This window comes from Labilibaculum euxinicum (assembly GCF_963678175.1).
In the GTDB taxonomy this organism is placed as follows: domain Bacteria; phylum Bacteroidota; class Bacteroidia; order Bacteroidales; family Marinifilaceae; genus Labilibaculum; species Labilibaculum euxinus.
On the sequence record NZ_OY782756.1, the window covers coordinates 1,763,656 to 1,776,291 of the forward strand.

General features: G+C 36.3%; 9 protein-coding genes. 8 read left to right on the forward strand and 1 reads right to left on the reverse strand.

Annotated features, from left to right (window positions below):
* The first annotated feature begins 75 nt into the window (after nucleotides 1-75).
* Genes ACY0M5_RS07435 through ACY0M5_RS07445 form a run of 3 tightly spaced genes read left to right on the forward strand, consistent with a single transcriptional unit; the run spans nucleotide 76 to nucleotide 5,600 of the window.
* Nucleotides 76-4,080 (forward strand): tetratricopeptide repeat protein, encoded by a 4,005-nt coding sequence (locus ACY0M5_RS07435; RefSeq protein ID WP_461631316.1) that lies wholly within the window; start codon nucleotides 76-78, stop codon nucleotides 4,078-4,080.
* Between the two features lie 36 nt (nucleotides 4,081-4,116).
* Nucleotides 4,117-5,349, forward strand: a complete 1,233-nt coding sequence (locus tag ACY0M5_RS07440) for a nucleoside recognition domain-containing protein (RefSeq protein WP_461631317.1) — start codon at nucleotides 4,117-4,119, stop codon at nucleotides 5,347-5,349.
* A gap of 44 nt (nucleotides 5,350-5,393) precedes the next feature.
* Complete coding sequence (locus ACY0M5_RS07445; RefSeq protein ID WP_156196232.1) at nucleotides 5,394-5,600, forward strand: RNA-binding S4 domain-containing protein; 207 nt, start codon at nucleotides 5,394-5,396, stop codon at nucleotides 5,598-5,600.
* 83 nt (nucleotides 5,601-5,683) lie between these two features.
* Here the strand turns inward: ACY0M5_RS07445 and ACY0M5_RS07450 are convergent, their stop codons facing one another.
* Nucleotides 5,684-6,067 carry an SRPBCC domain-containing protein gene (locus ACY0M5_RS07450; RefSeq protein WP_124992166.1) on the reverse strand — a complete coding sequence of 128 codons (384 nt, stop codon included), beginning with the start codon at nucleotides 6,065-6,067 and terminating at the stop codon, nucleotides 5,684-5,686.
* A gap of 219 nt (nucleotides 6,068-6,286) precedes the next feature.
* Between ACY0M5_RS07450 and ACY0M5_RS07455 the strand changes: the two genes are divergently transcribed.
* The 5 genes from ACY0M5_RS07455 (at nucleotide 6,287) to ACY0M5_RS07475 (ending at nucleotide 12,470) form a co-directional block, all read left to right on the forward strand.
* Nucleotides 6,287-7,585: a dihydrolipoamide acetyltransferase family protein gene (locus ACY0M5_RS07455; RefSeq protein WP_461631318.1), complete on the forward strand. Its 1,299-nt coding sequence runs from the start codon at nucleotides 6,287-6,289 to the stop codon at nucleotides 7,583-7,585.
* A gap of 3 nt (nucleotides 7,586-7,588) precedes the next feature.
* Nucleotides 7,589-9,685 carry an alpha-ketoacid dehydrogenase subunit alpha/beta gene (locus tag ACY0M5_RS07460; protein WP_461631319.1) on the forward strand — a complete coding sequence of 699 codons (2,097 nt, stop codon included), beginning with the start codon at nucleotides 7,589-7,591 and terminating at the stop codon, nucleotides 9,683-9,685.
* 100 nt (nucleotides 9,686-9,785) lie between these two features.
* On the forward strand, nucleotides 9,786-10,295 hold the full coding sequence (locus ACY0M5_RS07465; protein WP_124992164.1) for a flavodoxin: 510 nt from the start codon (nucleotides 9,786-9,788) through the stop codon (nucleotides 10,293-10,295).
* Nucleotides 10,296-10,455: 160 nt separating this feature from the next.
* Complete coding sequence (locus tag ACY0M5_RS07470; protein WP_461631320.1) at nucleotides 10,456-11,985, forward strand: hypothetical protein; 1,530 nt, start codon at nucleotides 10,456-10,458, stop codon at nucleotides 11,983-11,985.
* Nucleotides 11,985-12,470 (forward strand): GNAT family N-acetyltransferase, encoded by a 486-nt coding sequence (locus ACY0M5_RS07475; protein ID WP_461631321.1) that lies wholly within the window; start codon nucleotides 11,985-11,987, stop codon nucleotides 12,468-12,470. The genes ACY0M5_RS07470 and ACY0M5_RS07475 overlap by 1 nt, the downstream gene beginning before the upstream one ends.
* The last annotated feature ends 166 nt before the right edge of the window (nucleotides 12,471-12,636 follow it).

The following is a 12,636-nucleotide window of genomic DNA, read 5'->3' on the forward strand; positions in this document are numbered from 1 at the left end:
ATTTTATTAGTTTGCAAGAAGAAGTGGCTGATAAGCCTATTTTTTTTATGATAAAGTAAAAGCGTTTTTTTTGATATGAATAATTCTTCAAAATTTCACATATTAACAGTTTTTTCTATTTTTTTATTCTTTCTGTGTTGTTTTCCTGATTTCGCGGTTGCTCAGGATAAATATTCAATTTTCGGAAAAGTAAAGATTGAAAACGGAAGTATTGAGAATACTCGAATTACCATTTTAAAAAATGCAGAAAAGATGGAGTCGGGAATTGTTGATAATAGTGGTAAGTTTGAATACGAATTGGATTTTGGAAATGAATATATTTTCGAGTTTTCGAAAGAGGGATTTGTTACCAAGAAAGTAAGTATTTCCACTTTTGTGCCATTAGATATTCTTAGTAGGGACAATCAATTTCCACCCTTTAAATTTATGGTTTCCTTATTTCCAGCTTATGAGGGGCTTGACCTTTCTGTTTTTGATCAACCCATGGGAATGATCATGTACGATAAGGAGTTAGATGATTTCGATTATGATCGGGATTACGATGCGCAAATTAGAGATGCAATTAAAAAAGCTGAGGAAGAAGCCAAAAAAAGAGCGGCAGAGTTAGAGGCGCAAAGATTGGCGAAAGAAAGAGCTTATAAGGCTGCGATTCAAAGAGGTGATGTTAATTTTGATGCAAAAAAATATGATCTGTCGAAAGCAGGTTATAACGAGGCTTTGGCGATTATGCCTGATGAGGATTATCCAAAAGCACAATTGCAAAAAATTGATGAATTGATAGGGCAGGAGCTGGCCAATGCGGAGGAAAGAGCCCGTCTCGAAGCAGAACGAAAAGCATTGGAGGAAAGGTATTTAGCATTAATCACTAAAGCTGATAATCAATTTGAGACAAAGGATTATAAACTTTCTAAAGCGAACTATACAAGTGCTTTAGAAGTGAAGCCAAGCGAAGCATATCCTAAAAACCAGATTCAAAAAATTAGTGATTTGTTGGTGCAACAAGCACAGTTAGAGGCCAATAAAAAGGCTATGGAAGAGAAGTATGCATCAATAATTGCAATTGCAGATTCTCAGTTTTCATCGGGCGATTATCAGTCCTCGAAAAACAGTTATTCAGATGCTTTAAGTTTGAAATCTGAGGAGGAGTATCCCAAATTGCAAATTCAAAAGATTGATGGGATCTTGGCAGACCAGCAAGCTGAAGCTGATGAGGCTGCTCGTTTGGTTGCTGAAAAGAAAGCTTTGGATGAAAAATATGCATCGATCATTAATTTGGCTGATTCTCAATTTTCTTCTGGTGACTATCAGACTTCAAAGTCTACTTATTCAGATGCATTGAGTTTGAAATCTGAGGAGGAGTATCCAAAATCTCAAATACTGAAGATTGATGGGATCTTAGCAGACCAGCAAGCTGAAGCTGATGAGGCTGCTCGTTTGGTTGCTGAAAAGAAAGCTTTGGATGAAAAATATACATCGATCATTAATTTGGCTGATTCTCAATTTTCTTCTGGTGACTATCAGACTTCAAAGTCTACTTATTCAGATGCATTGAGTTTGAAAGCAAACGAAACATATCCAAAATCTCAAATTCAAAAAATTGATGGGATAATAGCAAAACAACTGGCTGAGGCTGATGAGGCCGCTCGCTTGCTTGCCGAAAAGAAAGCTTTGGATGAAAAATATGCATCGATCATTAATTTGGCTGATTCTCAATTTTCATCCGGTGACTATCAGACTTCAAAGTCAACTTATTCAGATGCATTGAGTTTGAAAGCAAACGAGACATATCCAAAATTTCAAATTCAGAAGATCGATGGAATATTGGCACAGCAATTAGCTGAAGCTGATGAAGCCGCAAGATTGGCATCTCAAAAGAAAGCCTTGGATGAGAAATATAAATCTGTTGTTGCGTTGGCCGATTCACAGTTTTCAGCCGGAGATTATGATTCTGCTAAAAACACATACAAGGATGCTTTAAATTTAAAGTTGGCAGAGGCTTATCCAAAAACTCAAATTCAAAAGATCAATGAGATATTGGATGCTAAGCAAGTGGAAGCTGATAAGGCTACTCGTTTACTTGCTGAAAAGAAAGCCTTGGACGAAAAATATGCATCTATAATCAAATTAGCCGATTCTCAATTGTCATCTGGTGATTATCAGGCTTCTAAAACAAGTTATACCGATGCTTTAAGTTTGAGGGTTGACGAAGTTTATCCTAAATCTCAAATTCAAAAGATTGATAACATATTGGCAAATCAGCAAGCCGAAGCGGAAAAAGCAAAGCGCTTGTTAGCTGAGAAAAAAGCCCTGGATGAAAAATATGCATCTGTCATCAAATTGGCTGATACCCAATTTTCATCAGAAGAATATCAATCAGCCAAAACCAATTATACGGAAGCTTTGCGTTTAAAAGCTGGCGAAGCGTATCCCAAAACTCAAATTCAAAAAATTGATGTGTTATTGGCGAATCAACAGGCAGAGGCTAATGAAGCAGCTCGATTGGCATCTCAAAAGAAAGCTTTAGATGATAAATATGCATCAATTATTGCATTGGCAGACTCTCAGTTTTCCAGCAGTGATTACCAATCGTCTCGAACAAGCTATAAAGATGCTTTAGAATTGAAGGGGAAGGAATCTTACCCAAAGGCACAAATCCAAAAAATTGATGATATTTTGTCTGAACAGAAACGTTTGGCCGAGGAAGAAGCTAGATTGGCTATAGAGAAAAAGGGACTGGATGAAAAATACAATTCATTTATTTCTTTAGCCGATTCTCAATTTTCTTCAGAAACTTATGAATCAGCGAGAAAAAACTATACTTTGGCTTTAGAAATCAGGAGTAATGAAAGTTATCCAAAAACTCAGATTCAGAAGATTGATGAAATAGTGAAACAGCTGAAAGCCAAGGCTGAAGAAGAAGCCAGAATTGCTGAGGCTTTGCGAGCCACTGAAAGAGAGTATAGTAATTGCATCGCTCTTGCTGATAAATATTATGAAGGAAAAAGATGGCAATCTGCAATTGGGGAGTATGAAAAGGCTCAAAAGCTGAAACCTAAGGATGTTTATCCTCCTAATCAAATAGAAGAAATTAAATTGATATTGAAAGAGCTGGAGAAGTTGGAAGAGGAAAAATCAACATTACTGTATCAGTACAAAGCTTTGCTTGAGGAAGCAGATCAGTTTTTTGGTCGGGAAGAGTACACATCAGCAATTGGAAAATATCAGGGAGCATTGGATTTAAAACCAGCCGAATCTTATCCTAAAAATCAGCTAAAGAGAATTGAAGTATTACTGGAGCAGCAAGCAAGAGAAGCTGAAAAATTGAAAGAGTTGAATCGTTTATATGGCGAGGAAATAAAATTAGGAGATAAATTTCTGAAAGAAGAGCAATTTAGTGTTGCACGTCATCATTTCAATTCTGCACTTAGTATGAAGCCGGAAGAGGAGTATCCTAAGCAGAAATTGGAAGAGATTGAGAAATTAGTGGAAGCTTTAAAGCTGGCTGACAAGGAGGTTGTTTCAAACAACCCAACTAATTTTGAGAAAAAACTATCTATTGCAAAGGAACGGGAATATGCATCAAAAATTGCAAAGGCTGATGATTCATTTAACGCATCGCATTTTACGGTAGCGAAGGTGATGTACGAAAGAGCTCTTGAATTATTCGATAGAGATTATCCTAAAAAGAAATTAAAGGAAATTGATAAATTGATAAGAGAAGGTAAGAATTCTGAACTAACAGAGGAATATCGTAAATTAATTGCCCGGGGTGATGAAGAGTTGACTAAAAAGAATTATTCCGTAGCAAAATTCTATTATCAGAAAGCCAAGGGCTTAGATACTTCTGAAAAGTATGCCAATAAGCAATTGGATAAAATTGAGGAGTTTATCAATTCGAAGAAAAATCAGAAGCTTGAGGCTGAGTATAAAAAAGTTGTTACCCAGGCAGATGAAGCATACGATAAGGGAAATTATTCTGTTGCCCGTTTCTATTACAGAAAGGCTAAGAATCTAAAATCGAATGAGTCTTATCCAAAAGAGAGATTGAAATTGATACAGGAAAACCAGAGCAACAAGTAGTATTTAACCACATTTTAATATATTAAAAATAAGTTTATGGCCTTAAATTACCTTTGGATTTTCTTTTTTGTTGTTGCTTTTGTTGTTGGATTGATCAAGTTGATCATTTTTGGTGATATGGAGGTATTCCCTAATATGGTAAACTCCACATTCGATATGGCAAAAACAGGTTTTGATATTTCTCTTGGCTTAACAGGTGTTCTAACCTTGTGGTTAGGAATAATGAAAATCGGAGAAAATGGAGGAATTGTAAAAGTTTTTTCCCGTTTGATTGGTCCGTTTTTCAACAAGTTGTTTCCTGAAATACCCAAAGGACATGCTGCACACGGTTCGATAATGATGAATTTAGCTGCAAATATGCTCGGTTTGGATAATGCAGCTACGCCATTAGGATTAAAGGCGATGAAGGAAATGCAGTCTGTTAATCCATCGGAGGACACCGCATCCAATGCACAAATTATGTTTTTGGTGCTGAATACTTCCGGATTAACGATTATTCCAATATCTATTATGGTTTACAGGGCACAATTAGGAGCTGTGAATCCTTCTGATATTTTTATCCCCATATTACTGGCAACTTATTTTTCTACACTGGCCGGTTTGATTAGTGTTGCAATTGTACAGAAAATAAAACTTTGGGATAAAGTTATTTTGGCTTATCTGGGAGGATTAACTGTCTTTATTATTGGGTTGATAACTTATTTCTCAAGCTTGGAAAAGGATCAGATAACTCAGATTTCTACTGTAGTTAGTAACGTATTTTTATTTTCAATTATCATTGCATTTATACTTTTGGCAGCACGAAAAAAGGTGAATGTTTATGAGAGTTTTATAGATGGAGCAAAAGAAGGATTTTCAATTGCCATTAAAATTATTCCTTATTTGATTGCTATTTTGGTTGCAATTGGTGTATTCAGAGCTTCCGGAACAATGGATTTAGTGATTGAAGGAGCGCGGCGGTTTTGTCTTTTTGTTGGTGTAAATTCCGATTTTGTAGAAGCCTTGCCTACCGCATTAATGAAACCATTGAGTGGTAGTGGTGCCAGAGGAATGATGGTGGATGCGATGCAAACGCACGGGGCAGATAGCTTTGTTGGCAAATTGGCATCAACGCTGCAAGGTGCCACAGATACAACTTTTTATATTATTGCCGTGTATTTTGGAGCTGTGGGAATTAAGAATACCCGATATGCTGTTACTTGTGGATTAATTGCTGATTTTGCCGGTATTGTTGCCGCCATAGCAATTGCTTATTTGTTCTTTCATTAAGAGGCGAAAAAGATTACTTTTGCGACTCAAATTACTAGATAACTATGATAAAATTTAAGATTGAAACTGAATATATTGAGTTGATTAAGTTGATTAAAGTAACTCGTATTAGTGAAAGTGGCGCTCAGGCTAAGATTTTTGTTGAAGATGGAATTGTATTTCGAAATGGAGAAGTGGAAACTCGTAAAAGAGCAAAAATTCGTCCCGGTGATAAAATTGAAATTTTCGATGAAGTGATTATCGTAGAATAATTCTTCTGAAAAAACAGAAAAAGCGCAGGCACTTTTAAAATGTCTGCGCTTTCTTTTGGATATAAGCTAATGGCTAAAATCTATTAATAAAACTCTAAAAAGTTTTTAACCGACCCTAAATAGTAATCTTTCCAACCTTCAACTATCTCATCGTAAGCTTCATCGGGTATGTTGGTGTGAGTCAGTTCAATTCGAGATCTTGAACCAGCTTTTTTTATCAGCAAGGTCACGATAGACGGACTTTCGGTTTCTCCAAAGAACCACTCCTGAACAATCTTATAATCTTTAACAATTTCCAGATTAACACCCGTAATATCTCCTTCCCAAAGAGAGAAAACAGTGCCGGGGTTTTCATCCATTACTGCAGGATAACCAGTCCAAAGTTCAATTTGAAAAGAATTGGTTAGGGCGTTATATACTTCTTCCTGCGAGGAAGTGATTTCTAGGCTAAATGTGAATTCTTTCATTTCATGTTATTTTTCTGTCTCAAAATTAATCTGAATAATAAGAATGTAGTACCTTTTATAAAATAATTTTATTCATATCAAGGAAATCTATACGATAATAAAAAATTGTAATGTGGAGATTGCAATTATTGTAAGCTTTAATAAATCTAAATAAGAATAATTTTTTATATTTGTATCGAAACATTTAAATATGATTATAAATATTAAACTATAAGTTATATGTCTAGCTTTGAAATCATAATGCCTAAGTTGGGCGAGAGCGTACAAGAAGCTACTATCACGAAAATGTTCGTGAAGTTGAATGATCAGGTGGAAGAGGATGATATGCTTTTTGAAATTGCAACTGATAAAGTGGATTCTGAAATACCTTGTCCGGTAGACGGAAAAGTAATTGAAATCCGATTTAAAGAAAATGATGTTGTTCCTGTTGGCGAGGTTGTTGCGATCATTGCCTTGGGTGATGCAGATGATGTGGAAGAGCCGGTTAAGGCAAGTGCTGGTACTTCTGTATCCGAAACAATACCTCAAGAAGCTGCAGGAAGTGTAAGTATCTCTGATATTCAATCTGCTTCAGGCCGATTTTATTCTCCGCTTGTGAAAAGCATTGCGAAAAGTGAAAATATTACTGTTCAAGAGCTGGAAACAATTACTGGACATGGTACCGAGGGAAGAGTTCAAAAACAAGATGTTTTGGATTACTTGTCCAGTCGCAATGGAACAACTGTTTCTGCTCCTGAAGTGAAAACAGTTTCTGCTCCCAGTCCGGCTCAGGCAGCTGAAAAACCAAAAGTATCCATGTCGATTGGAGCACAGGATCAGATTGTGGAAATGGACCGTATGAGAAGAATCATTGCCGATCATATGGTGATGTCGAAGCAAACATCTCCGCACGTCACCGCAATGGTAGAAGCTGATGTTACCGATATGGTTAATTGGAGAAATAAAGTAAAAGATGAGTTCTTTAAAAAAGAAGGAACCAAGATTACTTACATGCCAATTATTATTGAAGCCGTTTCTAAAGCTTTACGTGATTTTCCAGGTGTGAATGCTTCTGTTGACGGATACAATGTTATTCTGAGAAAGAATATTAATGTTGGTGTTGCAGTAGCTCTTCCTAGTGGAAACTTAATTGTTCCCGTTATTAAAAATTCAGATCAGAAAAACTTAATTGGTTTGGCAAATGATATGAATCGTTTGGCAACCGATGCACGAAATAATAAATTAAGTCCGGATGATATTCAGGGCGGGACATTTACAATATCAAATTTTGGGTCCTTCAAAAATGTAATGGGTACACCAATTATCAATCAGCCACAGGTTGCAATTTTAGCTGTTGGAACCATTGAAAAGAAACCTGCAGTAATCGAAACTCCGGCCGGAGATGCAATTGTTGTTCGTCAGAAAATGTTCCTGTCTCTTTCCTACGACCACCGGGTTGTTGATGGAGCTTTGGGGGGAGCTTTCTTACGGAAAATTGCAGACTATTTGGAAGAAATTGATAGTAACAGAGCATTTTAAATCATGGAAACACTGGAAATAACATCCGTAGAAAGTACTACGGACAAAACTAATAAGATGACTGAAAGTAAAAAGTTTAGCATTAAAAAAACCTCGAAGGAATTGCTTGGTCGTTGGTTTCATTTGATGACTTTGGGTAGAGCATTGGATGAGAAAGCACCCAATTACCTAAAGCAGGCAATTGGCTGGTCTTACCATGCTCCTTATGCCGGTCATGATGGAATTCAATTGGCTATTGGGCAGGTATTCGATCGTAAAACAGATCACTTATTCCCTTACTACAGAGATATGCTGACCTCTATTTCGGCGGGTTTAACTGCTGAAGAGATCATTTTTAACGGGATATCAAAAGATACAGATGTAGCAGGTGGCGGTCGTCACATGTCGAATCACTTTGCAAAGCCGGAATGGAATGTTCACAATGTATCTTCCTGTACAGGAAATCATACTTTGCATGCAGTAGGTTTAGGCCGCGCAGTAAAAAAATACAAGCACAAAGGAGTTGTAATTAGTTCTCAGGGAGAATCGTCGGTATCGGAAGGATATGTTTACGAGGCCATTAACGGAGCAACCAATGAGCAGCTTCCTGTAGTATTTGTATTTCAGGATAACGGATATGGAATTTCGGTTCCTAAGAAAGATCAGACGGCGAACAGAAAAGTTGCTGATAACTTCCGTGGAATGAAGTACCTGAAAATTATTCATTGTAACGGAAAAGATGTTTTTGATTCGATGAATGCAATGACTGAAGCAAAACAAATTGCATTGGAGACTTCAACTCCGGTAATTGTTCAGGCCAACTGTGTTCGTATGGGGTCGCATTCCAATTCCGATAAGCATGAATTGTACCGCGATAATGCTGAATTAAACTACGTTACAGAATACGATCCATTGGCGAAGTACCGAAGGTTATTGGTTCGTTACAAGCGTTTTACCGAAGAGGAACTGTTGGCTATTGAAGCAGAAGTGAAACTGGAAGTTAAAAAAGCGCATAAAGCAGGTTTAAGTGCACCGGATCCTGATCCGGCATCCATTCACGATTTTGTGATCCCGGAACCTTATGTTTCCGAGAAATATCCAGAAGGACTGCACAATTTCACCGGCAACAACAAAAAGTTGATTGAAGGATTGAATGAGACACTAAAGGCAGAATTCCGTCTTAATCCAGATACTTTTATTTGGGGACAGGATATTGCCAATAAAGATAAAGGCGGGATTTTCAACGTTTCCAAAGGGATGCAGCAGGAATTTGGTAAAGACAGGGTATTTAATGCTCCAATTGCCGAAGACTATATTATGGGAACAGCAAATGGAATGAGCCGTTTCAACGATAAAATCAGAATTGTTGTTGAAGGTGCTGAATTTGCTGACTATTTTTGGCCTGCAATGGAGCAGTTTGTAGAAACAACTCACGAATATTGGAGAACAAAAGGACAGTATTCGCCGAATATCACAGTGCGTTTAGCATCTGGTGGATATATTGGCGGCGGATTGTATCACTCGCAAAATATTGAAGGAGCCTTGGCAACTTTCCCAGGTGTTAGAATTGTTTACCCATCGTATGCCGATGATGCCGCAGGATTGTTGCGTACCAGCATCCGTTCGAAGGGAATGACTGTATTTATGGAGCCGAAAGCTTTGTATAACGATCCGAAAGCATCGGCGGCAGTACCAGAAGACTTTGAAGTTCCGTTTGGAAAAGCAAGAGTACGAAGAGAAGGTGCTGATTTAACGATTGTGACTTATGGAAATACAACTCATATGTGTGTTGAGGTTGCTGATAAGTTAGCCGAAGATACAGGCAAACAGGTTGAAGTTATTGATCTTCGTTCATTGGTTCCGATGGATATAGAAACAATACTAAAATCGGTAGCGAAGACCAATAAAGTAATGGTTGTTCATGAAGACAAAGTATTTTCTGGTTTTGGAGCTGAAATTTCGGCAACAATAACCGAACAGGCTTTCAATCAATTGGATGCTCCGGTAAAACGTGTTGGATCTGAATTTACACCGGTTGGTTTTAATCGTATATTGGAAAAAGCAGTACTTCCGAATAATGATAAAATTTATGCAGCAGCAAAAGAGCTGATAGAGTATTAATATCAGATTAGGAGATATAAGCTATGAGATTTAGGACATTTTTAAAGCGCTCAATTTTTTCCTCATTTCTCAGTTCTCACATCTAAAACCCAAAGATAAAATGAAAAAAATAGGTTTATTCTATAGTTTCAATACGAACAAAACAGCTAAGAATGCTGAAAAAATAAAAAAAGCTTTTGGATCTTCAGCAGAAGTGGAAAGTGTAAATGTTGAGGACGTTGACGAAGAAATGTTTCTTGCTTACGATAATTTAATATTAGGTGTTCCAACATGGTTCGATGGTGAATTACCAAACTACTGGGACGAGTTTATGCCTGCTATTGAGGATCTAAAGCTAAAAGGCAAAACAGTTGCTTTGTTTGGTTTAGGCGATCAGGTTGGATATCCTGAAAATTTTGTAGATGCAATTGGTCTTTTGGCAATTGCACTGGAAGAACGAGGAGCAAAAGTAATTGGATTGACTTCTCCGGAAGGCTATAAATTTGAAAAGTCTGTTGCTTTACGCGATAGCAAATTCTTAGGTTTGGCTCTCGATATCGAGAATCAGGCAGGTTTGTCAAACGAAAGAATTGAAGCTTGGGTAGAGCAATTAAAAAAAGAGTTTAAATAGATTCCTTTATTGTAATTAAATAGTTGACAGGCTTCTCCGAAAGGGGAAGCTTTTTTTGTGGATAGAATCACGGAATAATTTTTTCAAATTATTTTTTTGTGATATTATTATGTTTTTCTATTTTTAAAAGCTTCTAACTTTAATTTCAAGTATTGTCCCAATGAAAAATATTAATCAATGTCCTTCAGGATTAATTTATAATGGTTTATCCATTGTCTATTTACATTCCTTTTCGATAGGAAATAAAGTAAAATTTGATGATCAACATGTATTTGTTGAAACCCTTACTAATTCTATTGACCATCAGATTTTTAATTTGCAGGGACTTGGTGATGAGAAGTTAATTTGCAGGTATAAATTGAAAGGTTTCAGAACCATTATAAAACTTGAAGATAATGGCCCTGAGATCAATGGATATGTGCATGTTGAAGCATCTTTATTTTTTAATAATACAGTATGTATTTCTTATCGGTTGGTGATTGATTCAACCAAAGATTTAGACTGGGATCATGAAGGTTTTTGTGAATCAAGTACTTCATTAAATACTGATGAGCTAATTGCGCTTGCAGGAATCCCATTGGCTACTGAGCATTGGTCGCAAAATGGAGATTTGGATTGTTCTGATATAGATAACGATGTTGAAAGCATCAGTATCTCAGAATTGTATCTTGATGAATCGACCAACTGGTTAGATATTCCTGTTGAAAAAACGGGTAAGAAAGAGGTATTTTTAAAAGTTCTTGAGCAATACAAATTTTTGTTTACTAAGAGCGATTCTGAAAGTTCGATAGTTGATCCAATATATGTTTTTATTGATGTTTGGGAGAATGTTGGTCATCAGCAGGGAATAAGCTTTGCAAAAATGGCTGAAGATGAAATTATCGAACACATCGAAAATCATCATCAATCTGAAATGATAGGCTTGCTTACTCTTTATCCGTATGAATGGCCCTATCGGTTGAGTTCTGATTTTGAAGAGATATGTGGAAAGAATATTGCTATTGACACAGATGATCTTGTTTTAGCAAATCAAAATATTTGTATTGTATTTGGAACTTATGGTTTAAGAGGGAAGGATTCGCCAACCGATTGGAAAGAGCATTTGGCCGAAAGAGCAAAATATCATGTGTCTTGGCCTGAATATTTGTTGATTGTTGAAATGATAATCGCTAAGAAGCAAGCAATAAATAATGCTCTTTCTCATTTTATCAATAACACAATTAAGGTGTCCCGACAAAAAAACACACGCAAATTGATCGAAGAAAATGCCTTGCTGACACTTGAAATATCAAATACCTTATTAAAGCTTGATGCAGTAAGATTTTCCCGATTTGTTTCTCATAAAATTATGTATGAGCGTACGGAGAAAAGACTTGGTTTGGAGAGAGATTACAATCAGTTACAGAATGCAATTAGTCAAATTGACCAATCTTTAAATAATGTGACAAACAGCAGGGAGATAAAGCAAGCCAATTTATTAAATCTCATTTTAGGAATTATTTCGGTAGCCTCTCTTTTTAGTATTTTACTGACTCCGGCAGAATTGCCGTTTTTTAAGGCAATTGCTGCCGATGAAAGGCTTGCATTCAATGGAGGTGTAACAATTATCATCCTTACATTTTTATTAATATTTTTAAGTGTCGTGTTTGGTGCATTCAGACTGATTAGAACTATTTTTTATAGAAAATAATGATACGTAAAGCAACAGAGCACGATAAGGAACAGATTGTTAATCTGTTTTGTGAAAACATAAAGAAGCAAAAATCTTATATCTCTCATGGTGAAATACAAATGGGAATTGCTTTGGATACAGGAATATTGGCTGAAAATTATTCTTTGCTATGGAAAGAATATTTAGATGCCCAAATGAATGAGTTTAAGGATACGGTTTTAGTTTCGGAAGAAGACGGGACTGTAAATGGGTTTATTATAGGAGAAATTGCGAAGGATCGAAATGAATGTTTTGGTGTAATTTGTGATATTGTGGTTGATCAATCATGCCGGAATATGGGCGTTGGAGTCTTGTTGTTGGAGTCATTAATAAGCACTTATCAATCTAAAGGTGTTACCGATTACTATTTAGAATCTGGAATTAATAATCATGAGGCTCATCAGTTTTTCGAAAAGATGGGATTCGGGAAAGTTTCAGTTATTTATCGGAGGAAGGATACGTGAAATTGCAATCGGAATTGTAGTGAAATTTAATTAGAACCTTTTTAAATCAGTTGCATAAGCTGTCATCTCCAATTACAGGTCCGAAAAAAATTATAGATTTACCACGTCGAGAAAAACTTATGAATAGAATTATTCCCATACTACACAAACATTCCTACAAAGGCCT

Coding starts and splice junctions, on each gene's coding strand:
- ACY0M5_RS07435 (WP_461631316.1), top strand. CDS start 76: ATGAATAATTCTTCAAAATTTCACATATTAACAGTTTTTTCTATTTTT.
- ACY0M5_RS07440 (WP_461631317.1), top strand. CDS start 4,117: ATGGCCTTAAATTACCTTTGGATTTTCTTTTTTGTTGTTGCTTTTGTT.
- ACY0M5_RS07445 (WP_156196232.1), top strand. CDS start 5,394: ATGATAAAATTTAAGATTGAAACTGAATATATTGAGTTGATTAAGTTG.
- ACY0M5_RS07450 (WP_124992166.1), bottom strand. CDS start 6,067: ATGAAAGAATTCACATTTAGCCTAGAAATCACTTCCTCGCAGGAAGAA.
- ACY0M5_RS07455 (WP_461631318.1), top strand. CDS start 6,287: ATGTCTAGCTTTGAAATCATAATGCCTAAGTTGGGCGAGAGCGTACAA.
- ACY0M5_RS07460 (WP_461631319.1), top strand. CDS start 7,589: ATGGAAACACTGGAAATAACATCCGTAGAAAGTACTACGGACAAAACT.
- ACY0M5_RS07465 (WP_124992164.1), top strand. CDS start 9,786: ATGAAAAAAATAGGTTTATTCTATAGTTTCAATACGAACAAAACAGCT.
- ACY0M5_RS07470 (WP_461631320.1), top strand. CDS start 10,456: ATGAAAAATATTAATCAATGTCCTTCAGGATTAATTTATAATGGTTTA.
- ACY0M5_RS07475 (WP_461631321.1), top strand. CDS start 11,985: ATGATACGTAAAGCAACAGAGCACGATAAGGAACAGATTGTTAATCTG.